Genomic DNA, 23,027 nt, shown 5'->3' on the forward strand with positions numbered 1-23,027 from the left:
AGGGATTCCACGGACGGCGACCCGGTGGGACGCCTCGCCGGACGCGCGGTGCGCCGTTCTCGGCGCGATCACTCGTTCGCGGAGGCGGGATTCAGCGCGGACGGTGCGCCGTTCTCGGCGCGATCACTCGTTCACGGAGGCGGGATTCAGCGCGGGCGGACTCCGTCGATGGCGAGTGCCAGCAGGCGGTCGGCTTCGGCCGGGCCGTCGGGCTCCTGCTCGGTGGCCAGGGAGATGGCGCCGACGAGCTTCAGGAGATGGGTGACGGCGATCCCGGGGCGCACCGCGTCCGTCGCTCGGGCGCGGGCGAGGAGTCTCTCACCCGCATTGATGATCATGTCGTGACAGGTACGGCCGAGCGCCGGGTCGCCGCCGCGCATCAGCGAAGCGCCCAGGCCCCGGTTGGCCGCGGCGTGGGCGCCGACGGCGCGAAGCCAGGTGAACAGCGCCTCTCCCGGGTCCGGGGCGGTGAGCAGGTCATCGGCCTTGGCGCAGAGCGCCTTCACCCGGTCTTCGAAGACCGCTTCTAGGAGTGCCCGCCGGGTGGGGAAGTGCCGGTGCAGGGTGGCCGAGCCGACTTCCGCGCGGCGGGCGATCTCCTCCAGGGACGCCTCGGCGCCGTGCTCGGCGATGAGGGTCCCGGCGGCGGCCACGATCCGGTCGAAGTTGCGGCGGGCGTCGGCACGCATCCGCTGCCGGGATGGCACGACGGCGTCCTTGGACACGGCGGCTCCTGACGGCTTGCCAAGTGGGGTGGTCCCCCATATCGTAGCGAACGCTAACCGGAGGGCCACCCCATTTATGCGAGTGGTTCCTCCTCCCCCGATCTCAGAAGGAGAGACGGTGACACCGAGGAACAGGACCGTCGTGGTGGTGGGAGCGACCGGCCTGCAGGGCGGGGCCGTGACGCACCACCTGCTCCGCGGCGGCTGGCAGGTGCGTGCGCTCACCCGTGACCCGAGCGGGACGCGGGCGCGAGCACTGGCGCGGGCCGGTGTGCAGGTGGTGCGGGCGCAGATGGAGGACGTCGCCTCCCTGACCGCGGCGGCCAAGGACGCCTGGGGTCTGTTCAGCGTTCAGCCCACGGTCGGCTCGCCCGGCACCTCACCGGACTTCACCACCGAGGACGAGGTCCGCTGGGGCGTGAACGTCGCCGAGGCCGCGCACGCCGCCGGCGTCGGGCACCTGGTGTTCACCTCGGTCGCCGGCGCGGACCGCCATCTCAGCGAGAAGGTGCCGGTGAACCTGGTCAGCAAGTGGCGGATCGAGCAACACATCGCCCGCCTCGGCCTGCCCGCGACGATCCTGCGGCCGGTCTCGTTCATGGAGAACTTCACCGGCGGATACGCGCTGCGGAACGGGAGCCTGTCCACCGGGATCGCACCGGACACGGCCCAGCAGCTCATGGCCGTCGACGACGTCGGCTTCATCACCGAGTCGGCGTTCCGCCACTCCGAGGAGTGGATCGGCCGGGCGGTCTCCCTGGCCGCCGACGAGCTCACGCCGGTTCAGGTCGCCGCGGCCATCGGCGAGGCGCTCGGGACGGCGCTGCCCTACGTCCAGATCCCGATCGAGGCGATCCGGGACCTGAGTGAGGACTTCGCCTACGCCAACGAATGGCTCAACGAACGCGGCTACCGCGCGGACATCGCGGCCACCCGGCGGATCCATCCTGCCGCGATGGACTTCTCCACCTGGCTGGAGCGCACCGGGGCCGCCCAGATCTCGGCGTTCCTGGACTCCGCGCCCACCACGGGCCAGGGCGCGTGAGCGCCCGTGGAATCGGCCGGCCGTTCAGGGGGGACCCCGTGGCCGTGGCGGGGCGCGGGGCGCGCCCTCCGCGTCCCGCCGACCGCCGTCTCGATCACGAGGAGGCCGTACGGCGCGAGCCCGGCCGGTCCGGCCCGGCGGGCACGGCGGTGATCTTGTCCGGGTTCATCATCCACAGCACCCGGTCGATGCCCTGGGCGGAGGCGTCGACCGTGAGGACCGCGAACACCTGCCCGTCGCGGCCGAGCAGCGCGGACGTCTGCCCGTTCGTGCTCGCGTACCGCACGTCGACGCCGTCCCAGAAGTGGTTCGCGAACGCCCTGACGTACCTCGCCACCCGGGTCGCGCCCACCACGGGGAAGCGGGAGGCGCGCACGGCGCCGCCGCCGTCGGAGTAGCTGGTCACGTCCGCGGCGAAGAGCTCCTCCAGCGCCTTCAGGTCGCCGGAGCGGGCGGCGGTGACGAAGGCCGTCAGCAGCCGGCGCTGCTCGTTCCCGGCCACGGGCGCGCGACGTCCGTCGAGCACGTGTCTGCGGGCCCTGCTGACCAGCTGGCGGACGGCCGGCTCACCGGCCCCGATGATCTCGGCGATCTGCCGGTAGGGGTAGTCGAACGCCTCCCGCAGCACGTAGGCCGCCCGTTCGGTGGGCGAGAGCCGTTCCAGCAGGATCAGGATCGCGAACTCCAGGGCCTCGCCCCGCTCGGCGCCGAGGTAGGGATCGGCGCCGGTGTCGACCGGTTCGGGCAGCCAGGGACCGATGTAGGTCTCGCGCCGCGCCCGCGCGCTCTGGCTCGCGTTGATGGCCAGCCGGGTGGCCACCGTCGCCAGGAACGCGGCGGGGTTCTCCACCGTGGCGCGGTCGTAGTTCTGCCAGCGCAGCCAGACGTCCTGGACCAGGTCCTCGGCCTCGGTGGCGCTGCCCAGCATCCGGTAGGCGATGCCGAACAGGCGGGGCCGCACCTCCGCGAACACCGCGACGGCGTGGTCCAGATCCCCCGCTCCACCAGGCGTCTTCACCGGCCCGCCGTCCACCACGTCGTCGCCTCCCGCTCGGGTCCTCCCTCATCCTGCCACCCGCCCTCGGCGGGACCGGGCCGGGGCGGCGGGGTACGGCCTGCGCGCCGGAAAGCGGCCTGCGCTCCGGAAAGCGGCTTGCGCTCCGGAAAGCGGCTTGCGCGCCGCCCCTCTTTGGGCGCTATCGTGGTGATATCACTCCGATAGCAAGGGAGAGCACATGGAGCGACGCGCCTTCCACCTCAACGGGTTCACCGTCCTGGCCGGGCTCGTGCTGCTCGGCGCCGTCCTGGCCGCGGTGGGCCTGGCGGCCGGGCCGGCCGTCCTGGTCGCCGCCGCGATCGCCTGGGGCGTCATCGCGCTCGTCGTGATCAGCGGTTTCACCGTGGTCAACCCGAACGACGGGATGGTGGTCCAGTTCCTCGGCCGCTACATCGGATCCCTGCGCGACGCCGGTTTCCAGTGGACCGCGCCGTTCACCAGCAGGCGGCGGGTCACGCTGCGGGTGCGCAACTTCGAGACCGCCAAGCTCAAGGTCAACGACGCCGACGGCAACCCGGTGGAGATCGCCGCCGTCGTCGTCTACAGGGTGACCGACACCGCCAAGGCCGCCTTCTCCGTGGACGACTACGAGCAGTACGTGGCGATCCAGTCGGAGGCCGCCGTCCGGCACCTGGCCACCAGCCACCCCTACGACTCCCACGACGACAGCCGCACCAGCCTGCGCGACGGCACCGAGGTGGCCGCCGAGCTGACCACCGAGCTGAGCGAGCGCACCCACCTCGCCGGGGTGGAGGTGCTGGAGGCGCGCATCACCCACCTCGCCTACGCGCCGGAGATCGCCCAGGCCATGCTGGTCCGCCAGCAGGCCGCGCAGGTGGTCGCGGCGCGCACGCAGATCGTCGCCGGCGCGGTAGGAATGGTGCAGCTCGCGTTGACCAGGCTTGCCGAGGAGGATGTGGTGGAGCTCGACGAGGAGCGCAGGGCCCAGATGGTGTCCAACCTGCTGGTGGTCCTGTGCGGTGACCGCGCGACCCAGCCGGTGGTGAACGCCGGCAGCCTGTATGGCTGAGCGCAAACGGATCCTGCTCAGGCTCGACCCGGCCGTCTACGAGGCGATCGCCAAATGGGCGGCCGACGACCTGCGCAGCGTCAACGCCCAGCTGGAGTACGCCCTGCGCCTGGCCCTGCGCGGGGTGGGCCGCGACGTCAGGCGGGCGGGCCGGGAGGGCCCCGGCCAAAGCGAACAGCACGAGCGGGATGATTCGGACGAAAGCCAGTAACCCCGGATGACACGGACGGTACCCAACAAGTCACCTGATTGAGACGTGGAACACTTCCGTCGGCGTGCCGTCCGTACCAGACTCGGGGCATGCCGTGGGTGGGGAAGTCCGCAGGTGAGATCGCGGAGGCCGTTCGACGTGGCAAGGCCGGTGCGCCGGAGGTGGTCGAGGAGCACCTCCGGCTGATCGCCGAGCGCGACGGGCGCATCGGCGCGTTCCGCAAGGTGCGGGCCGAACGGGCCATGGCCGAGGCGCGCGCCGTACAGGAGCGGCCCGACCTGGCCGAGCTGCCGCTGGCCGGGGTGCCGGTGGCGGTCAAGGACAACATCCCGGTCCGCGGCGAGTCGACGCGCAACGGGTCGGCGGCCTCCTCCAGCGAGGCCGCCGCCGCCGACCACCCGGTGGTCGCCCGGCTCAGGGCGGCGGGCGCGGTGGTCGTCGGCCTCACCAACGTCCCGGAGCTGTGCCTGGTCGGGTTCTCCGACAGCGCGTACGGCGTGGCACGCAACCCCTGGGACCCACGGCGCACCCCGGGCGGCTCGTCGGGCGGCGCCGCCGCCGCGGTGGCCGCCGGGATGGTCCCGCTGGCCCACGGCAACGACGGCCTCGGCTCACTGCGCATCCCCGCCGCCTGCTGCGGGCTCGTGACGATCAAACCCGGCACGGGCGTGGTCCCGCCGCCCGGACACGACTGGCACGGGATGTCGGAGAACGGCCCGCTGGCCACGACCGTGGGAGACCTCGCGCTGGGCCTGGCGGTGATGGCCGGTGACATGTCCCTCGCGACTCCCGGCGACGGCGAGTACCTGGAGGCCGGCAGCGCCATCGACGACTACCCGGGCGGGCTGACCCCCTCGGAGCCGGTGCGGCTGCGGATCGCCACGGCGCCGGTGCCGCTGCCGCCGGGGTTCTCGGTGGACCCGGAGCTGCAGCGGGCCGTGGTCGAGGCGGGCCACACGCTCGCCGCCGCCGGGCACACCGTGGTGGAGCACGAGCCGAGGATGCCGAGCTGGGTGGGGGCGGCCGCGATCATCGGCTGGTTCGCGTGCGCCCGTGAGGACACCGAGGACCTGGACCCGCGCCGGCTGGAGCGCCGCACCCGGGCGCTGGCCAAGGCGGGCCGGCTGCTCGCCCGGTTCGGGCTGGACGGCTCGGCGGGCCGCGACCGCTGGCGCGCCCACGGCGCCGACCAGTGGTTCGGCAACGCCGACGTGCTGATCACCCCGACGCTCGCCGCCGTCCCGCCGCCCGCCGACCGCTGGGGCGACCGCGGGCTGCTGGCCAACGTGCGGGCCAACGTCACGTACGCGCCGGTCACCGCGGCCTGGAACATGGCCGGCTGGCCCGCCATGAACGTCCCGTACGGCTGGCACTCCACGGGCATGCCCATCGGGGTGCAGCTCGTCGCGCCCCCGGGGGGCGAGCCGCAGCTGCTGGCCCTGGCCGCCCAGCTGGAGACCGCCCACCCCTGGCTGCGCCACGCGCCGATGGACTGACCCGCCCGTCCCGCCCGTCCCGCCTCGGGGCACCCCGGCCATGCCACGCGCCGGCGGGCCGATCCGCCTCAGCCCGCTCCGGAACCGCCCACCCGGCGCGCCACGCGCCGGCGGGCCGGCCCGCCGCACCCGCCATACGGCCTACGCTCCATGGAGTAGCCGGTCGTCGGCCCCATGAGGGATGCCTGGGACGGCCCCCGCGGGTGATCGTGGGGCCATGACCACTCACCCGTTCAGGTTCGGCGTCGTCGCCGCGCACGCCCCGAACGCCGAGGCATGGGCCGGGCTCGCCCGGCGCGCCGAGAACCTGGGTTACGCCACCCTGCTGGTGCCCGACACGCTCGGCACGTTCTCGCCGTTCACCGCGGCGGCCGTCGCCGCCACCGTGACCGTGACCCTGCGGGTCGGCACCTACGTGCTGAGCGCGCCCTACCGCACGCCGGAGGCGGTCGCCTGGGAGACGTCGACCCTGCGTACGCTCACCGGCGGCCGGTTCGAGCTGGGGATCGGCGCGGGACGGCCGCACGCCGAACAGGACGCCGCCGTGCTGGGCGTCGGGTTCGGCACCCCGGCCCAGCGGGTCGAGCGGGTCGAGCGGACCGTGGACGCGGTGCGCGACGTGCCGGTCCTGATCGCCGCCGCGGGTCCCCGCCTGCTCCGGTTGGCCGCGCGGAAGGCCGACGTCGTCGCGCTCGGCGTGCCGCCGCAGTTCACCGAGGAACAGGTCGCCGCCAGGCTGGACACCCTGTCGGAGTTCGCCGGGGACCGCCGCGACCGGCTGGAGGTCAACATGAACCTGGCGGCCGTCGGCGACGAGTGGCCCGGGTGGCTCACCCGTCAGATGGGCGTCGACCCGCGCGAGGTGGCGGCCCGGGGCGGCACCGGCGTGCTCACCGGAACGGCCGACGAGATGGTGGAGACCCTGCGGCGGCGCAGGGATCGGCTGGGCGTCTCCTACGTGTCGGTCAACGCGCAGTTCATGGAGGAGTTCGCGCCGGTCGTGGCGCGCCTGGCCGGCACCTGACCCGCGCCCGCCGCGGCCGGCCGGCCGGCGGGACGCGGCGCCGTACCGGCCCCGGAGCGGACCCCGGGGCCGTTGCGCGGCCCGTCAGATACCGGTGGGGTGCCAGACGGTCTTGGTCTCCAGGAACGCCGTCAGGCGCCGGGTGCCCGGGTCGGCCGCCCAGTCGTCCGCCCGGTCGGCGGGCGCGGGGCGCAGGACCCGCTTGAGGTTCTCGGCCGCCGCCTCCTCGCACGCGACCGCGAGACCGGGGTCGGAGACGCCGGTGAGGTCGAGGGCGTTGACGTCCATGTGCCCGGCCAGCCAGGGCGCGATCTCCTTCGCCGAGCCGGTGAGGATGTTGACCACGCCGCCCGGCAGGTCGGAGGTGGCGAGCACCTCGGCCAGGGTGACGGCCGGCAGCGGCGCCCGCTCGCTCGCGACGACCACGCAGGTGTTGCCGGTGACGATCACCGGGGCGACCACCGAGACGAGGCCCAGCAGCGGGTCGTCGGGGGCGACGACCGCCACCACGCCGGTCGGCTCCGGCGAGGAGATGTTGAAGTACGGCCCGGCGACCGGGTTGGCCGACCCCGCGACCGCGGCGATCTTGTCGGACCAGCCGGCGTACCAGACGAGCCGGTCCACGGCCGCGTCCACGACGTCCCCCGGGCGCTTGGTTCCGGCGTCGGCCAGCTCGGCGGCGAACTGCGCCCGGCGGCCCTCCAGCATCTCGGCGATCCGGTAGAGGATCTGCCCCCGGTTGTACGGCGTCGCCCCGGACCAGCCGCCGAACGCCTTGCGCGCGGCGGCCACCGCGTCACGGGCGTCCTTGCGCGACGCCCTGGAGGCGTTGGCCAGGAACTCGCCCTTGGAGGAGGTCACCGCGTAGGACCTTCCGCTCTCCGAACGCGGGAACGCCCCGCCGATGTACAGCTTGTACGTCTTGCGCACGGCCAGCCGTGCGGGCGACTCGGTCCTACTCATCTCCGCGCCCTCTCCGCGAGCTCTCCTGCTGTGCCAGCCTGGCCGGCACGAAGATCTGGCCGCACCGGCTCACCCCGCACCGGTGGGCGAACCAGCCGCGCAGCCCCGGACGGCCGGCGCGGGCGAAGCCGTGGCCCCGCGTCGCCTGGTCGCGACGGACCCGACGCCGCGTTCGATCGTGGTCACACATCGAGGTACGCCTCCAGTCCGTGCCTGCCGCCCTCCCGGCCGTAGCCGGACTCCTTGTAGCCGCCGAACGGGGAGGTCGGGTCGAACCGGTTGAAGGTGTTGGCCCACACGACGCCCGCGCGGAGCCGGTCGGCCATCCACAGGATGCGCGAGCCCTTCTCCGTCCACACGCCCGCCGACAAGCCGTAGGGGGTGTTGTTGGCCTTCTCCACCGCCTCGGCCGGGGTACGGAAGGTCAGCACGGACAGCACCGGGCCGAACACCTCCTCCCGGGCGATGCGGTGCGACTGCGCGACGCCGGTGAAGATCGTCGGCGGGAACCAGAAGCCCCGCTCGGGCAGCGCGCACGCCGGGGACCAGCGCTCGGCGCCCTCCAGCTCCCCGTGGTCGGACAGCTCCCGGATCTTCGCGAGCTGGGCGGCGGAGTTGATCGCGCCGATGTCGGTGTTCTTGTCCAGCGGGTCGCCCAGGCGCAGCGTGGCCAGGCGCCGCTTGAGCGCCTCCAGCAGTTCCTCGGCGATCGACTCCTGGACCAGCAGCCGGGAGCCCGCGCAGCAGACGTGCCCCTGGTTGAAGAAGATGCCGTTGACGACGCCCTCGACCGCCTGGTCGAGCGCGGCGTCGTCGAAGACGATGTTGGCGGCCTTGCCGCCGAGCTCCAGGGTGACCTTCTTGCGCGTCCCGGCGACGGACCGGGCGATCAGCCGGCCGACCTCGGTGGAGCCGGTGAAGGCGACCTTGTCGACGTCCGGGTGGTTCACCAGCGCCGCGCCGGTCTCGCCCGCGCCGGTCACGATGTTGACCACGCCCGGCGGCAGGTCGGCCTGCCGGCAGATCTCGGCGAACAGCAGCGCGGTCAGCGGGGTGGTCTCGGCCGGCTTCAGCACGACCGTGTTGCCGCAGGCCAGCGCCGGGGCGATCTTCCACGCCAGCATCAGCAGCGGGAAGTTCCACGGGATGACCTGGCCGGCCACGCCCAGCGGCCGGGGGCTGGGACCGTACCCGGCGTAGGAGAGCTTGTCGGCCCAGCCGGCGTAGTAGAAGAAGTGCGCCGCGACCAGGGGGAGGTCCACGTCGCGCGACTCGCGGATCGGCTTGCCGTTGTCCAGCGACTCCAGCACGGCCAGTTCGCGGGAGCGCTCCTGGATGATGCGGGCGATCCGGAAGAGGTACTTGGCCCGCTCGGAGCCGGGCATCGCCGACCAGGTGCCGAACGCCTCGCGCGCGGCCCGGACGGCCCGGTCCACGTCGTCGGCGGACGCGGACGCCACCTCGGACAGGACCTCCTCGGAGGCGGGGTTGACCGTCTTGAACGGCGTGCCGGTGCCGTCGGTGAACTCGCCGCCGATGAACAGCCCGTAGGACGGCTTGATGTCGACGACGTCGCGGGACTCGGGGGCCGGTGCGTATTCGAACATCACGTCAGTCCAGGGTGAAGTAGTCGGGGCCCGCGTACCGGCCGGTGGCCATCTTCTGGCGCTGCATCAGCAGGTCGTTGAGCACGGAGGAGGCGCCGAGGCGGAACAGGTCGGGGGTGAGCCAGCCGTCGCCCGCGACCTCGTTGACCAGGACGAGCATCTTGATCGCGTCCTTGGTGGTCCGGATGCCGCCCGCGGGCTTGACGCCGACCGCGCGGCCGGTGGCGGCCAGGAAGTCGCGGACCGCCTCCAGCATGACCATCGTCACCGGGAAGGTCGCGGCCGGCTGCACCTTGCCGGTGGAGGTCTTGATGAAGTCACCGCCGGCCAGCATGGCCAGCCAGGACGCCCGCCGTACGTTGTCGTAGGTCGCGAGCTCGCCGGTCTCCAGGATCACCTTCAGGTGCGCGCCGTGCTCTTTTCCGGGCGCGCCTCCGGCACGACCACAGGCCTCCTTGATCGCGGTGATCTCCTCGAAGACCTTGACGTAGTCGCCGGAGAGGAACGCGCCGCGGTCGATCACCATGTCGATCTCGTCGGCGCCCGCCTCGACGGCCAGCCGGGTGTCGGCCACCTTGACGTCGAGGGAGGAACGCCCGCTGGGGAACGCCGTGGCGACGCTGGCCACCTTCACGCCCGACCCGGCGAGCGCGCCGACGGCCTGCGCCACCAGGTCGGGGTAGACGCATACCGCGGCCACCTTGGGGACGGCGGGGTCGGCCGGGTCGGGGTGGACCGCCTTGGCGCACATCGCGCGGACCTTGCCCGGCGTGTCGGCGCCTTCGAGGGTGGTCAGGTCCACCATGCGGATGGCCAGGTCGATGGCCTCCGCCTTGGCCGTCGTCTTGACGGAGCGGGTGCCGAGCATCGCGGCCCGCTGGTCGGCGCCGACACGGTCGACGCCGGGCAGGCCGTGGAGGAAGGTTCGCAACGCGACGTTGGACGAGGCCACGTCGGCGAACGAGGTAGTCACAGTTGACACCTCTACAGCATGCCGACTGGCGTGATTAGTTCCAAACCGGACACCGCCCAGGTCCGGGTCCGGGTTTCGGCAATCTTCGCCGAGGACGGCGGGGACGCCTCCGCTCCCGGGACGGAACGGGCCGAGACGAGGCCGGCAGGATCATCGCCCGCCGATAGCGCACCGTGCCGGTCGTGCCCCGTCGCACGATCCGCTGCGGCTTCCGCCCTTCCTGGTCGGTGAGTCCGCGGTCCTTGACCGGCCGGGTCACCATCAATGACTTCCGTTGCCGATGCGGAGCGCTTCCTTCAGGAAGACGCGGTAGACGCTCGGCGTGCCTTCGGTGGTGATCACCTCGACGATGGAGCGGACGTGGCGACCGTCGACGGCCTCGCGGACGAGCGCGTCCGCCAGGTCGCGCCGGGAGGTGAAGCGGCCCACCATCTGCGGCGGCCCCACGGTGTAGTCGGTGACCGCGGTGCCGTCGAACAGGCCCGAGGGGCGCAGGACGGTCCAGTCGAGGTCGCTGCCGGCAACGATCTCCTCCATGCGGGCGGCGTCCTCGTACAGTGGGCGCCCCATCCGCAGCAGCGTCGGCAGGATCACCTTGCGGTAGACGAGGGTCTCGCCGGGCGGGGGCTTCATCGGCACGCCGGTCGAGGTCACACAGACCAGGCGCCGGATGTCGTGCGCGGTCATGGCCGCGACGATGTGCTTGGCGGACTCGGAGAACGTCGTGGGCGCCTCGGAGCCATAGGGGACGCCGAGCGTCGAGATCACCGCGTCGTGCCCGGCCACCGCCTGGTCCACCGCCCCGGGGTCCAGGGCGTCCGCCTTCACCACGTCCAGGGCGGGATCGCTGAGGGGGAACACCTCCGGACGCCGGGTGACGGCGGTGACGGTGTGGCCCTCGGCGAGTGCCTGGGCGACGGCCAGCCGCCCGGTCGGGCCGTTGGCCCCGAAGATCACGAGCTTCACGTGCCTGCCTTTCAGAGCTTTCGTCGATGTTCGACGCATCATATATTGATTATAAGCAGCGTAAAACAGCCGTGATGGCGGGCGGGGTGGAGCCGCCGCCCTCGTCCTGTCACCCTCGCGACGGCGAAGCCGATGGTGGCGGTGCGGCTATGGTGCGCAGCATGGGAGCACAGATGGAGCGACGTCGTTACGACTCCATGCGCCGTACGGCACAGGCGCTGGAGACGCGGGCCGAGATCGCCGCCGCCGCGCGCCGCCTCTTCGTCAGCCGCGGCTGGGCCGCCACCACTGTGCGGGACGTGGCACGGGAAGCCGGGGTATCCGTACCGACGGTTTATGCCGTGTACGGCAACAAGGCCGGTTTGACCCAGGCGCTGGCCGACGCCGCCGACCTGTCGGCCGACCCGTCCCAGCAGCTCGCGGAGCTGGAGGCCGCCGAGGGCGATCCCCGTCGGCAGCTCGCCGCAATGGCCGCTTTCGACCGGCGCCTGTACGAGCGCGCCGGTGACGTCATCACGCTGCTGCGCGAGGCCGGACGGGTCGAGCCCGAACTCGCGGCGGTCTACCGTGACGGCCGCACCAAGGCCGACCAGACCCGCGTCACCGTGTTCTCCTCATGGCCGGCCGAGGTGTGGCGCGAGGGAGTGGACGTGCCCACGGCCGTGGACATCTATGCGGCCCTGTGCAGCGTCGACGTCTACCGCACGCTCACCGACGAACGCGGCTGGTCGCCCGATCGAGTCGAGCGGTGGTGGGTTGAGACGCTGGCCCGGGAACTGTGGCGATAACGGCTGTCACCGGAGCCCGGACAGCCGGCATGGCTCGCCCGAGCGGCGGGACACGATCGAACGGGAGGCGGCCACGTCCAGGCCCCGCCCTGAAGCTCGGGGGCGCCGCGGCCGGCCGCGGCGAGATCGCACAGGGCGTCAGAAGCCGAGGTCCCCACGTGAGCACTGGGCGCCCCGATGAACGTTTCCGGCCCCAGCACTAGGTACCCCTAGGCATGCCCGGACCTACCTAGGCATGCCCATGGCGCGGAAAGCCCCCGGAGATAAGGCATCCGCCCGATGTGGGGGTGGGGGCCTTAGGCCGAATCTTGAGAGTGCAAGGAGAAAGCACCTCTCGAAACGCCAGGAGGCGTCAGTCATGAACCCCGAGCTTCACTACCAGCTCATGAACGACCGCAGCGCGGAGCTCCAGCGGGAGGCCGGCGAGCGTCGCCTCGCCCGCGAGGCGAAGGCCGAGTCGGAGAACCGGTCCGGCGGCGAGCGCCGCCGGAGCATCTTCGCCCGGATCCTCCCCGCATGACCACGCCCCGAGAGCCCGGCCGTCCCCTTCAGCCCGGCCGGGCTCCGCAGCCCCCCTGAGCCGTACGGCGGGCCCGCCGTATGGCAAACGGGGAGATAACTACCCATAAGGCGTGACATGCTAGAGCTCATGATGAGTCGGACGGTGAGCCCCGTGTTCGTGGGGCGGCAGGCCGAACTCGCGGTGCTGAACGAGGCCTTCACGCAGGCGTGCGACGGCATGGCAGCGACCGTCCTCCTCGGCGGCGAGGCGGGCGTCGGCAAGACCCGGCTGACCTCCTCCTTCGCCGAAAACGTCACCCGCGACGGCGCCCACGTCCTCCTCGGCGGCTGCGTGGAGCTGTCCACCGAGGGCCTCGCCTACGCGCCGTTCACCGCCGCGATCCGCCAGCTCGTCCGCGAGTGCGGCGCCGAGAAGGTCGCCGCCCTGCTGCCCGAGGGCGGAGCGCGCGACCTGGCCAGGCTGCTGCCCGAGTTCGGCGAGCCGAGCGGCGACCACGACGGGGAGACCGCCCGCGCCCGGCTCTTCGAACAGATCCTCAACCTGCTGGAACGGCTGGCCGAGCACCGCCCGGTCGTCCTGGTCATCGAGGACATCCACTGGGCCGACCGCTCCAGCCGCGACCTGATCGCCTTCCTCAGCCGCAACCTGCGCGCCGCGCCGGTCCTGATGGTCCTCACCTACCGCTCCGACGAGCTGCACCGCCAGCACCCCCTGCGTCCGGTGCTCGCCGAACTCGGCCGGGTCGAGGGCGTGCTCCGCCTGGACCTGCCCCGGCTCACCCGGGACGAGGTGGCCGCCCAAATGGCCGGCATCCTCGGCACGACACCCGAGTTCGCGCAGATCGGCAAGGTCTTCGAACGCAGCGAGGGCATCCCCCTGTTCGTCGAGGCGCTCGTCGAGTGCGGCGGCGAGTGCTCCTTCCCCGACTCCCTGCACGACCTGATCATCGGCTCCGTCGAGCAACTCCCCGACGAGACCCAGCGGGTGCTGCGCATCGCCGCCGCCGGCGGCAACCGGGTGGGCCACGCGCTGCTCGCCGCGGTCAGCGGCCTGTCCGACACCGACCTGGAGAACGCGCTGCGGCCCGCCGTCGCCGCCAACGTGCTCCAGGTCGCCGACGGCCGCGCCTACGCCTTCCGACACGCCCTGATCCGCGAGGCCGTACACGACGAGCTCCTGCCCGGCGAGCACATGCGGCTGCACGCCCGCTTCGCCGAGGAGATCAGCCGGGACCGCACGATGGTCCCGCCCGGCCGGGCCGCCGTCGAGATCGCCCACCACTGGCACTCCGCCCGTGACGACAAGTGGGCGCTCATCTCCGCCTGGGAGGCGGCGGGCAAGGCCGCCAAGAGCTTCGCCTACAACGAGGAGATGCAGCTCCTGGAGCGGGTCCTCATGCTGTGGGGCAAGGTGCCCGACGCCGCCGAGCTGATCGGCGCCGACCACACCACGGTCCTGGAGCAGGCGTCGGCGGCGGCCAACGCCTGCGGTGAGCTGGACCGCGGGACGAAGTTCGTCAAGGCCGCGCTGGCCGAACTGGACGAGAAGACCGAACCCGCCCGGGTGGCCGAGCTGGTCGTGCGGCTCTCCCAGTTCAAGATCTCCAGGCGCAGACCCGGCGCGCTCGACGACCTCCGCTACGCCGAACGGCTGGTCCCCGGACCCGACCTGCACCGCGCCGCCGTCCTGGTCAGGCTGGGCTCCTACCTGATGTTCAGCGGCGAGGTCGCCGAGGGGACCGCGCTCACCGAGGAGGCGCTCGGCATCGCCCGCGAGCACGGCGACGAGCGTCTGGAGGCCGACCTGCTGCTCAACCTCGCCCTCGGCCACTCGATCGCCGGGCGCATCGACGAGACGATCGCCGTCAACATGACCGCCAAGGCGATCGGTGAGCGCGTCGGCTCCGGCCGCGTCATCCTGCGGTCGATCGCCAACACCGTGGACACGCTCAACAACATGGGCCGCTCCGCCGAGGCGGTCGAGCTGGCGCTGGAGGGCGAACGGCTGGCCAGGAAGTACGGCCGCTACCGCACCCAGGGCACCTTCATCGCCAACAACCGGGCCGAGGCGCTGGAGGCGCTGGGCCGCTTCGACGAGGCCGCCCGGGTCGCCGAGCAGGGGCTCGCCATGGACCCGAGCCTGCGCACCCGCCACCACCTGCGCAGGATCCGCGCCGACGTGGCGATCGCCCGCGGCGAGACCGACCTGGTCATGTCCGTGCTGAACGAGGTCGGCGCCTCCACCACGCAGGAGGAGTTCACCCAGGAGCTGACGGTGAACATCCGGCTCCGGGCCGGGCTGCACCTGCTGAACGGCGAGCCGCTCGCCGCCCTGGAGGTCGCCGAGGAGGCCGTCCGCACGGACCTGATCACGAGCAAGCCCATGCTGGGCTGGCGGGCGCTCGCCCTGCTGGCCGGGATCTGCGAGATCGCCGAGACCGTCGCGCCCGAGCGGGCGGCGGCGCTGCGGCCCCGGGTCGAGGAGGCCGCGGCGGCGCTGACCGTGGACAGCCCGGTCGCCGAGGCCTACCGCTTCTCCGTCAACCGCGACCACGACGCCGCGGCCGCCGTCTGGGAGCGGCTGGACCGCCCCTACCTGCGGGCCAGGTCGCTGCTGCAGGCGGCGCGGGCCGCGGCCGGCGCCGGCGACCGCGAGGACGCCGCCGCACGGCTGCGCGCGGCGCACCCGGTCGCGGTCGCGCTGGGCACCCCGCCCCTGACCACCGAGATCGAGTCCCTGGCGCGCCGGCTGGGGGTGACGCTGGACCGCGAACCCGTCACCGGTGCGGCCTCCCCCGCGGCGGACGCGCCCGCGACCCCGCTGACCCCGCGCGAGCAGGAGGTGCTCCGGCTGGTCGCCCAGGGCCGGTCCAACCGCGAGATCGCCGCCGAACTGTTCATCTCCGCCAAGACGGTCAGCGTCCACGTCTCCAACATCCTCGCCAAGCTGGGCGTCGCCACCCGCGGCGAGGCCGCCGCGGCCGCGCACCGCCTCGCCCTGATCGGCTGATCCGCCGGACCCGGCGGCGGGATCAGCCCGTCACGTCCACGTCACCGGCAGCGTGGCCACCCCCTTGATGGCGTGCCCGGTCCTGCGGGGGATGTCCTCGGAGGGGACGGCCAGCCGCAGCCGGGGCAGCTCCCGGGTGAGCAGGCCCAGCGCGACGATGATCTCCAGGTGGCCGAGGTGGCGGCCGAGGCAGTGGTGCGGGCCGTGCCCGAACGACAGGTGGTGGTTGTAGGGACGGTCGAAGATCATCCGGTGCGGGTCGGGGAAGACCCGCGGGTCGTAGCTGCCCGCGTCGACCGAGGGGATCACTATCTCGCCGGGCTGCAACTCGGCGCCGCTGGGCAGCGTCACCCGCCGCGTCACCCGGCGGGGCATGGCGTCGGCCCCCGTGGTGGAGAACATCCGCGTGAGCTCGGTGACCGCCGCCGGGATCATCTCCGGACGGTCGATGAGGTAGGCGTAGGCGGTCTCGTATCCCTCGTAGGGGTGGGTGAGCAGAACCTGGACGAAGGTCCCGATGGAGCTCGCCGTGGTCTCCCAGCCGCCCAGCACCAGGGCGATCGGCAGCATGATCTGCCGCGCGGCGGGCAGATCCGCGCCGGCGACGGCGATCCGGCCCAGCAGGTCCGGTTCCGGCCGCTGCCGCCGCTGCTCGATGAGGCCGGCCAGATAGCCCGCCATCGCCGCCGACGACGCCTGGGCCTCCTCGCCGGCCACGACGGTGTGGGCCAGGAACGCCTCGCCCCACTGACGGAACCGCGCCCGGTCCTGCGGCGGCAGCCCCAGCAGGTCGCAGATGGTGTCCAGCGCCAGCGGCAGGGCGAAGTCCTCGATCAGGTCCGCCGGCTCCCCCTTCCCCGTCATCTCCTTCAGCCGCGTCGCCGCGCGCATCTCGATGTCGCTCCGGTGCCGCTCCACGGCCCGCGGGGTGAACAGCGCCTTGACGACGTTGCGCACGGCCGCGTGACGCTCCCCGTCCAGTCCCAGGATGGTGTCCTCCAGGCCGACGTCGTCGGCGTCGAGGGCGGCCTCGCGGGAGAACACCGCCTGGTTCCGCAGCACCTCCTTGACGTCGTCGTAGCGGGTGACGAGCTTGCCCGTGCCGGTGGGACGGATGACCTCGGCGACGCCCGTCCCCGTCTCGCGGATCCGGTGGTACATCTCGTTCGGATACAGGCCGGGCCGGTTGACGCCGGCGGCGTCCTGGTCGAGCGGGTGCCTCGGGCAGGCGGCGTTCTCTGAGGCGGTGGCGGTCATCGAGATCCCTTCGTACACATATGGGTGTGTGCAGCGGATCAAAAAATGATCGTCAAGGCAACCATGGACACGGGCCCCGTCCCCCGCATTCCCAGAATCGGCCTATCGCGAGTTATAAGCCTAAAAGGCGATAAATAGCGATATATGGCAATACGCGAAAGGCTGCGGCTCGCCGGCCGTACCCCGCCCGGACCCGGCCCGCCGGCCATGACGCCCCCGCGACCGCGGGCACATCCGCAGACCATCCGCGAGAACTTCCCCGCGCCGTCGTGCATCAAAGATCGTGGAAATCACGAAGGAGCGGCGGATGGCGACGGCACTCATCGACGGGGACCCCCGGCGTATCGGGGAGTACTGGCTGGCCGGGCGGCTGGGCGCGGGCGGTCAGGGGGTCGTCTACGAGGCGTACGCCGAGGACGGCCGCCGGGTGGCGATCAAGGTGCTGCACGGCGACCCCGCCGACGATCCCGACCTGCGCGACCGGTTCGGCCGGGAGGCCACCGCCGCGCGGCGGGTGGCGTCGTTCTGCACCGCGGCCGTCCTCGCCGCCGACCTCGACGGGCCGCGGCCGTACATCGTCAGCGAGTACATCGAGGGCCTCAGCCTGCGCCAGGCCGTCACCGGCGGCCACCGGTTCACCGGCGGCGAGCTGCACCGGCTCGCCACCGCGATCGCCACGGCGCTGACCGCGATCCACGACGCCGGGGTGATCCACCGCGACCTCAAGCCGGACAACGTGCTGATCGGCGCGGACGGTCCCCGCGTCATCGACTTCGGCATCGCCAGGACCCTCGACATGTCACTGACCGCGACGGGCCTGGTGACCGGCACGCCCACCTACATGGCCCCCGAGGTCTTCACCGGCCGGCGCGCCGGCGCCCCGGCCGACGTCTTCGCCTGGGGCGGCGTCGTGCTGTTCGCCGCGACCGGCGAGGACCCCTTCCACGCCGAGAGCCTGGGCGGCGTCATGCACCGCGTACTGTCGGTCGACCCGGACCTGAGCGTGCTGCCGCCGCCGCTGCGCCCGCTGCTGTCCGCCGCGCTCAGCAAGGACCCGCTGCAGCGGCCCACCGCGCGGACCCTCCTGCTCGCCCTGGTCAGCGGCGACGGACGGCTGGACACCGCGCGACTACTCGCCGAGGGCAGCCGGGAGGCCGCCCGGATCACCGCGCCCGCCGACGACCCGGCGCTCGGCACGCTGGCCGAACAGGCGTACGCCCTGCTCTCCCCCGCCGAACGGGAGACCGTCCCGGAGGTGTTCCTGCGGCTCGTCACCGTGGACGAGCACGGCGACGTCGTGACCCGCCGGGCCGACCTGGCGGAGTTCACCGAGGGCCGGGCGCTGCACGAGACCGCCGCCGTCAACCGGGTGCTGGAGGTCTTCGGCCACCTGCTCACCCGGGAGGGACGGCAGGTCCGGCCGGCCAGCCCGGCGCTGCCGCACGCCTGGCCCCGGCTCCGGGAGTGGATCGAGGCCGACCGCGACGGCCTGGCCGTACACCGGCGGATCCTCGACGCGGCGCGGCGCTGGGACGCGGCGGGCCGCCGGGACGGCGACCTCCTCCAGGGCGCCGCACTGGAGGACGCGCTGCGCTGGGCGGCCGGCCCGCGCGGGCACATCACCCTCACCCCCGCCGAACGCGGCTTCCTGGAGACGGGCGCCGCACTCAACCGGCGCAGGGCCCGGCGGGCCGGGCTCATCTCCACCTGCCTCGGCGTGCTGCTGGCGGTCTCGCTGGGCGCCGGGGTCTTCGCCGTACGGCAGGGCACGCTCGCCGACGCGCGCAACGAGCGGATCACCCAGCAGCGCGACCAGGCGCAGGCGGTGCAGGCCGCCACCCTCACCGGTCAGGCCCGCGACACCGACCCCCGGCTCGCGACGCTGCTCAGCGTGGCGGCCTGGCGGCTCGACCCGTCCCCGCGATCACGGGCCGCGCTGACGGCCTCGCTCGTCCAGCGGGAGACCGGGATGTTCCGGGACCCCGTGTCCGCCGCCGACGTCCATCGCAGGCTCAGCCGCGACGGGCGCACCCTCGTCAGCGTCAGCGGGGACGCCGCGCGGCTGTGGGACGTGCGCGCCGGCAGGCGGGCCGGCGGCATCACCCGGCTGGGCCTGGCCGGCGAACCGGTCCTGGACATCGCGCTCGGCCCGACCGGCCGCACCCTGCTCGTCCTCACCGCCCGGAGCGCGCGCGTCTGGGACCTGCGGACCGGCGAGGCGGGCCGGACCTGGCGCTTCCCCAAGGAACTGGACCCCGAGGCCGGATACTCCATCGCCGCCGACTTCGGCACCGTCGAACGGTACGCGCTCGTCACCGTCGACGAACGGCTGTACGTGTGGGACCTGCGGACCGGCGCGCGCGCCGTGATGCGCAACCCCTGGAACCGGGCCATGTCCCCCACCGGCACCTCGATGTACGCGTTGAGCTCCGACGGGCGATCCCTGCTGCGATACGGCCTGCCCACGCTGCGGGTCCAGGGCGGCGGCATCCCGCTTCCCGAACCCTGCAACGACTGCCACTTCCCCGCCGCGGTCAGCCCGGACGGCCGCCGTGTCGCCCTGCCGTACGGCAGGCGGCTCGATCTCTTCGACCTCACCGAGCGGGTCCCCTCCCCCCTGGGCGGCGAACACGGCCTGTGGAACCAGGGAATCGTGGCCTTCAGCGCGAACGGCCGGCTCGTGGCCTCGGCGAACGAGAAGACCATCCAGATCTGGCGCGTCGGGGACGCCAGGCTCATCACCACCCTGCCGGTCAGAGGGTACAAGGAAGTCGACAAGGACGACTTTCCCCTCATCACCTTCGACCCCGACGGCCGTTTCCTCCGCTACCTCGTCGGTGACCGCGTGTTCTCCCTCGACCTCACCGGCCTGCCGACGACCGCGCCGAAGGAGCAGCTCTCACAGGGGAGGCTGAGCCCGGACGGACGGCTGGCGCTGACCTCGCAGTCGGAGGACGACGTCGTGCTGCGGAACACCCGGGACGGCCGGCCGGTGGGCTCCCCGCTGGCCGCTCGCGACGGCGAGGGCTCGCTCTCCGGCATGGCCTTCTCCCCCGACGGCAGGCTCGCCGCGATCGGCCGCTACCGCGGCGGGATCACGGTGATGGACACCGCCACCTGGAAGCCGCTCGGTGCGGTGCACGCCTGGAAGGACGGTTACGATCCGGAGATCATGGCCTTCAGCCCCGACGGCACCCGGCTCGCGGTCGGCCTGTCGGGTGTACTCGCCGGCAGGCCCGAAGAGTACGGCGTCCAGGTCTGGGACTGGAAGGCCGGGCGGCTCCTGTGGAACGCGGATCTCGGCGAGGTGGGCGCCCTGACATTCTCTCCCGACGGCGCCCGGCTCGCCGTCGCCTCCGATGAGGGGCGCATCCTGGACGCGGCCACCGGCAAACCCCTGGGCGACGCCTTCGACGGCGCCGGCCGAGGCTTCAGGATCCTGCAGATGTTCTTCGCCCGCCGGGGCAAGGCGCTGGCCACCGTGGACTCCCGGAGTCACCTGACCCTGTGGGACGTCGCCACCCACCGCCCCATCGCGCCCGCCGCCCGCGGGAAGCTCACCTCCTCGCAGGCCGCCGCCTACTCACCGCGCGAGGACGTCGCCGCGGCCATCACGGACGGCGGCCGGGTGCAGCTCTTCGACCTGGCCGCCGGGGCGAGCCTCGGCACGCTGGAGGCCACCCAGGAGGTGCTGTCCACGGCCTTCACCGCCGACGGATCCACCCTCCTCGTGCTGGACCGCGACGGGGCCGTCCACCGGTGGACGGTGTCGGCCGACAGCCTCGCGAAGGCGGCCTGCGCCCGGGCCGGCCGGACGCTCACCCGGGCGGAGTGGCGGGCGAACCTCCCGGAGACGCCGTACCGCGACGTGTGCGCCTCCTGAGCGGCCGGGCTGGGGCTTTTCCCGTTTGGGGGCGTTTCCCCGTTTTGGGCGGGTCGGTGGTCGCCGGGTCGGTCGTTCGTGCGCGCTGCGGTGGGTGGGTGGTTGCCGGGCCGGTCGGTGGTTCGCGCTGCGGTGGGTGGGTGGTCCGGCCGGCGTTGTGGCTGGGCTCTGGTGTTTCCCGGCCTCCGGCCTGGTCTCGGGCGCGATGGTTTCCGGCGTTTTGAAGCCGGCCGGACCACCCACCCACCTCCGCGCCATGACTTTCCCGGCCGTACGGCCCGCCCACCGTAGTCGCTCTCTTTCGCCCGGCCCACGGTCCCCGCCGACGCTGAAGCGTTCCTGCCTCCCCGTCCGGGGCGGGTCGCCGTAGCCTTGCGGCCACACTGGCGGGGGAGAGCGCAGGGCCGGGCACCGTAGCTCCTTCCTTTCCGCCGGCCCATGGTTCCCGCCATTGTGGGAGGCCGTGGGCGGTGGGAGCAGGGGGCGAGTGGAGGGGCGGGGGCGTGGGGTCACCTGTCGCCGGGAGCAGGGGAGGACGGGGTCCGGGAGCACAGGGCCTGGGCGGACCAGTCGAGTACCGGGGTCAGGTCCTCCGGGGCAGATGGGCCCCTACCGGAAGCGGGTGACGAACCGGCGCTGCCAGGGGGTCTCCACGGCGCGAGCCGCGTAGTGCCGCCTGACGTAGGCGACCGCCTCAGCGCCCGGCACCCCGTCCAGTACGGCGAGGCAGGCGAGCGCCGTACCGGTCCGGCCCTGTCCTCCCGCACAGGCGACTTCGACGCGTTCGGTTCCGGCACGCTCCCACGCCTCGTGCAGCGCGTCCCGTGCGGCGGCGCGGTCGGACGGCAGCCAGAAGTCCGGCCAGCGCAGCCAGCGGGTCTCCCAAGGAACCGGGGGCGGCTCCTGGCCCAGCAGGTACAGCGCGAAAGTGGGTTCCGGCCCTTCCGGAAGCGGGCGCCTGAGCCCCCGGCCGCGAACGAGCCGGCCTGAGGGCAGCCGCAGCACACCCGCCGTCGTGGACTCCCAAGAGTCGACCATGAAAAGAGCGTAGCTTTCCACGCCCCGCCCTCTCATCCCCATTCTCCGCGGTCTCCTCGCCCCTCTCGTCCCCGTTCTCGGCGGTCTCCTCGCGCCTCGTGGTCTTCCTCCCTGTTGTTCGCGGTTTCCTCGCTTCTTGCGGAGAGAAAATAGGGATCGAGTTCTCCACACTTCCTCGCTTCGGAGACCGTACGCATACCGGAAAGAACGCGGTTGCAGCAGAGACCGTAGACGGCCCGGAACCGGAGAAGAAGTGGTCACGGCGGGGACCGTGAGCGGTCCGGAGGTGAGGAGCTACGGCGCCCGGCCCTGCGCTCTCCCCTGCCAGTGTGGCCGCAAGGCTACGGCGATCGACTCTGAACCGGAAGCAACGATTGCTTCAGCGTCGGTGAGGGCCGTGGGCCGGGCGGAAAGGGAGCGGCTACGGCGGGTCCGCCGTACGGCCGGGCAAGTCATGGCGCGGAGGTGGGTGGGTGTTCCGGCCGGCTTCAAAACGCCGGCAACCGTCGCGCCCGACACCAAGGCCGAAGGCCGGTCGGAACCAGAGCCCAGCCACCACGCCGGCCGGAACACCCACCCACCGCAGCGCGCACCAACGACCGACCCGGCGACCACCGACCCGCCCAACCCCAGGGAACCGCGCGGAACACCCACCGCAGCGTGAACAACCGGTCAGGCGAGCACCGGTTCGAGCAGCAGCAGGACGCCGAAGATGGCGAACGCGGCGGCGGCGCCGTACTTGATGACCTTCTCCGGGAGGTGCTTGCCGAGCATCCGGCCGACGAGGATGGCCAGCGCGTCAGCGGCGACCATGCCGACCGTGGAGCCGATCCAGGTGCCGAGCCAGCCGTGCTGGGTGGCCAGGGTGATGGTGGCGAGCATGGTCTTGTCGCCCAGTTCGGCGAGGAAGAAGGCCACGGTCACCGCGATGAGCGCCGACTTGACGGCCCGCTGTGCCTTCTGCGCCTCATCATCGGTCAGCTCGTCGCCCCGCAGTGTCCACGCGGCGAAGCCCAGGAACGCGATGCCCGCGACGATGGTGATCGCCGTGGTGGGGATCAGGTCACCGGCGATCCTGCCCAGCCCCACGCTGAACAGGTGGACGACGGCGGTGGCGATGGTGATGCCCGCGAGGACCGGCCACGGCTTGAACCGGGTCGCGAAGGTCAAGGCCATGAGCTGGCTCTTGTCGCCGAGCTCGGCGACGAAGATCACGGCGAGACTGATCCAGAACGCTTCCAACGAGAGTGCCCTTCCGCATGTGCGGCCGGGCCGGAAGGGAGCACCCGGGGAGTCGGGCACGGCTTCGGCCCGGCAGCGGGTATGTACGACTGCCAGGCCGAAGGTCTCGTCCGCCCGCATCCTCTCGGATGCCGGGCCCGCGCGACCGGGCGCCGGGGGGCGCCAGTGTGTCGATCACGCGATTGGGACT

Annotated in this window: 18 protein-coding genes and 1 pseudogene; 9 read left to right on the forward strand and 10 right to left on the reverse strand. The window is 72.8% G+C overall.

Annotated elements, in window-relative coordinates; all coding sequences use genetic code 11:
* Positions 1–146: 146 nt before the first annotated feature.
* Positions 147–725 (reverse strand): TetR/AcrR family transcriptional regulator, encoded by a 579-nt coding sequence (locus IEZ10_RS19630; protein ID WP_229811429.1) that lies wholly within the window; start codon positions 723–725, stop codon positions 147–149.
* A 118-nt stretch (positions 726–843) separates the two neighbouring features.
* On the opposite strand from IEZ10_RS19630, the gene IEZ10_RS19635 reads away from it, so the two are divergent.
* Positions 844–1,770 carry an NmrA/HSCARG family protein gene (locus IEZ10_RS19635; protein ID WP_189247948.1) on the forward strand — a complete coding sequence of 309 codons (927 nt, stop codon included), beginning with the start codon at positions 844–846 and terminating at the stop codon, positions 1,768–1,770.
* Positions 1,771–1,864: 94 nt separating this feature from the next.
* On the opposite strand, the gene IEZ10_RS19640 is transcribed toward IEZ10_RS19635, so the two are convergent.
* Positions 1,865–2,788: an RNA polymerase sigma-70 factor gene (locus tag IEZ10_RS19640; protein WP_189247949.1), complete on the reverse strand. Its 924-nt coding sequence runs from the start codon at positions 2,786–2,788 to the stop codon at positions 1,865–1,867.
* A 217-nt stretch (positions 2,789–3,005) separates the two neighbouring features.
* On the opposite strand from IEZ10_RS19640, the gene IEZ10_RS19645 reads away from it, so the two are divergent.
* From IEZ10_RS19645 to IEZ10_RS19660, 4 genes are all read left to right on the forward strand, one after another.
* The gene (locus IEZ10_RS19645; protein ID WP_189247950.1) at positions 3,006–3,857 is read left to right on the forward strand and encodes an SPFH domain-containing protein; all 852 of its coding nucleotides are present in this window, start codon (positions 3,006–3,008) and stop codon (positions 3,855–3,857) included.
* Positions 3,850–4,068, forward strand: a complete 219-nt coding sequence (locus IEZ10_RS19650; protein ID WP_189247951.1) for a type II toxin-antitoxin system antitoxin — start codon at positions 3,850–3,852, stop codon at positions 4,066–4,068. Before IEZ10_RS19645 ends, IEZ10_RS19650 begins: the two co-directional genes overlap by 8 nt.
* A gap of 89 nt (positions 4,069–4,157) precedes the next feature.
* Positions 4,158–5,564, forward strand: coding sequence for an amidase (locus tag IEZ10_RS19655; RefSeq protein WP_189247952.1), 1,407 nt, complete (start codon positions 4,158–4,160; stop codon positions 5,562–5,564).
* A gap of 217 nt (positions 5,565–5,781) precedes the next feature.
* Positions 5,782–6,588, forward strand: a complete 807-nt coding sequence (locus IEZ10_RS19660) for an LLM class flavin-dependent oxidoreductase (RefSeq protein ID WP_189247953.1) — start codon at positions 5,782–5,784, stop codon at positions 6,586–6,588.
* An 84-nt stretch (positions 6,589–6,672) separates the two neighbouring features.
* Here IEZ10_RS19660 and IEZ10_RS19665 read toward each other — a convergent pair whose 3' ends face one another.
* The 5 genes and pseudogenes from IEZ10_RS19665 to IEZ10_RS19680 form a co-directional block, all read right to left on the reverse strand.
* Entirely contained in the window at positions 6,673–7,551 is an 879-nt protein-coding gene (locus tag IEZ10_RS19665; RefSeq protein WP_189247954.1) for an aldehyde dehydrogenase family protein, read from the reverse strand.
* A gap of 182 nt (positions 7,552–7,733) precedes the next feature.
* The gene (locus tag IEZ10_RS19670) at positions 7,734–9,161 is read right to left on the reverse strand and encodes an aldehyde dehydrogenase family protein (RefSeq protein ID WP_229811430.1); all 1,428 of its coding nucleotides are present in this window, start codon (positions 9,159–9,161) and stop codon (positions 7,734–7,736) included.
* Between the two features lies 1 nt (position 9,162).
* Positions 9,163–10,131 carry a deoxyribose-phosphate aldolase gene (gene deoC, locus IEZ10_RS19675; RefSeq protein WP_189248032.1) on the reverse strand — a complete coding sequence of 323 codons (969 nt, stop codon included), beginning with the start codon at positions 10,129–10,131 and terminating at the stop codon, positions 9,163–9,165.
* 133 nt (positions 10,132–10,264) lie between these two features.
* Positions 10,265–10,393, reverse strand: a pseudogene (locus IEZ10_RS40425) (IS630 family transposase); the annotation flags it as partial.
* Complete coding sequence (locus IEZ10_RS19680) at positions 10,393–11,097, reverse strand: NAD(P)-dependent oxidoreductase (RefSeq protein WP_189247956.1); 705 nt, start codon at positions 11,095–11,097, stop codon at positions 10,393–10,395. The gene IEZ10_RS19680 and the pseudogene IEZ10_RS40425, both read right to left, overlap by 1 nt.
* A gap of 161 nt (positions 11,098–11,258) precedes the next feature.
* Here IEZ10_RS19680 and IEZ10_RS19685 point away from each other — a divergent pair, with 161 nt between their 5' ends.
* From IEZ10_RS19685 to IEZ10_RS40295, 3 genes are all read left to right on the forward strand, one after another.
* Positions 11,259–11,885 (forward strand): TetR/AcrR family transcriptional regulator, encoded by a 627-nt coding sequence (locus IEZ10_RS19685; protein WP_189247957.1) that lies wholly within the window; start codon positions 11,259–11,261, stop codon positions 11,883–11,885.
* Between the two features lie 358 nt (positions 11,886–12,243).
* Positions 12,244–12,405, forward strand: a complete 162-nt coding sequence (locus IEZ10_RS19690) for a hypothetical protein (protein ID WP_189247958.1) — start codon at positions 12,244–12,246, stop codon at positions 12,403–12,405.
* Positions 12,406–12,549: 144 nt separating this feature from the next.
* Complete coding sequence (locus IEZ10_RS40295; protein WP_308426283.1) at positions 12,550–15,417, forward strand: helix-turn-helix transcriptional regulator; 2,868 nt, start codon at positions 12,550–12,552, stop codon at positions 15,415–15,417.
* A 30-nt stretch (positions 15,418–15,447) separates the two neighbouring features.
* Here the strand turns inward: IEZ10_RS40295 and IEZ10_RS19700 are convergent, their stop codons facing one another.
* Positions 15,448–16,674 (reverse strand): cytochrome P450, encoded by a 1,227-nt coding sequence (locus IEZ10_RS19700; RefSeq protein WP_189247960.1) that lies wholly within the window; start codon positions 16,672–16,674, stop codon positions 15,448–15,450.
* 307 nt (positions 16,675–16,981) lie between these two features.
* Between IEZ10_RS19700 and IEZ10_RS19705 the strand changes: the two genes are divergently transcribed.
* Positions 16,982–20,557 carry a WD40 repeat domain-containing serine/threonine-protein kinase gene (locus IEZ10_RS19705; protein ID WP_189247961.1) on the forward strand — a complete coding sequence of 1,192 codons (3,576 nt, stop codon included), beginning with the start codon at positions 16,982–16,984 and terminating at the stop codon, positions 20,555–20,557.
* Positions 20,558–21,166: 609 nt separating this feature from the next.
* Here the strand turns inward: IEZ10_RS19705 and IEZ10_RS19710 are convergent.
* Positions 21,167–21,595, reverse strand: coding sequence for a protein-tyrosine phosphatase family protein (locus tag IEZ10_RS19710; RefSeq protein WP_179820124.1), 429 nt, complete (start codon positions 21,593–21,595; stop codon positions 21,167–21,169).
* A 672-nt stretch (positions 21,596–22,267) separates the two neighbouring features.
* The gene (locus tag IEZ10_RS19715) at positions 22,268–22,837 is read right to left on the reverse strand and encodes a TMEM165/GDT1 family protein (protein WP_229811431.1); all 570 of its coding nucleotides are present in this window, start codon (positions 22,835–22,837) and stop codon (positions 22,268–22,270) included.
* Positions 22,838–23,027: the final 190 nt, after the last annotated feature.

It is taken from the genome of Streptosporangium pseudovulgare (assembly GCF_014648055.1).
In the GTDB taxonomy this organism is placed as follows: domain Bacteria; phylum Actinomycetota; class Actinomycetes; order Streptosporangiales; family Streptosporangiaceae; genus Streptosporangium; species Streptosporangium pseudovulgare.

Excerpts from the sequence above, each read along its gene's own strand:
- IEZ10_RS19710 (WP_179820124.1), bottom strand. The coding sequence starts at position 21,595 with ATGGTCGACTCTTGGGAGTCCACGACGGCGGGTGTGCTGCGGCTGCCC.
- IEZ10_RS19705 (WP_189247961.1), top strand. The coding sequence starts at position 16,982 with ATGGCGACGGCACTCATCGACGGGGACCCCCGGCGTATCGGGGAGTAC.
- IEZ10_RS19650 (WP_189247951.1), top strand. The coding sequence starts at position 3,850 with ATGGCTGAGCGCAAACGGATCCTGCTCAGGCTCGACCCGGCCGTCTAC.
- IEZ10_RS19685 (WP_189247957.1), top strand. The coding sequence starts at position 11,259 with ATGGGAGCACAGATGGAGCGACGTCGTTACGACTCCATGCGCCGTACG.
- IEZ10_RS19665 (WP_189247954.1), bottom strand. The coding sequence starts at position 7,551 with ATGAGTAGGACCGAGTCGCCCGCACGGCTGGCCGTGCGCAAGACGTAC.
- IEZ10_RS19700 (WP_189247960.1), bottom strand. The coding sequence starts at position 16,674 with ATGACCGCCACCGCCTCAGAGAACGCCGCCTGCCCGAGGCACCCGCTC.
- IEZ10_RS19645 (WP_189247950.1), top strand. The coding sequence starts at position 3,006 with ATGGAGCGACGCGCCTTCCACCTCAACGGGTTCACCGTCCTGGCCGGG.
- IEZ10_RS19655 (WP_189247952.1), top strand. The coding sequence starts at position 4,158 with ATGCCGTGGGTGGGGAAGTCCGCAGGTGAGATCGCGGAGGCCGTTCGA.
- IEZ10_RS19660 (WP_189247953.1), top strand. The coding sequence starts at position 5,782 with ATGACCACTCACCCGTTCAGGTTCGGCGTCGTCGCCGCGCACGCCCCG.
- IEZ10_RS19690 (WP_189247958.1), top strand. The coding sequence starts at position 12,244 with ATGAACCCCGAGCTTCACTACCAGCTCATGAACGACCGCAGCGCGGAG.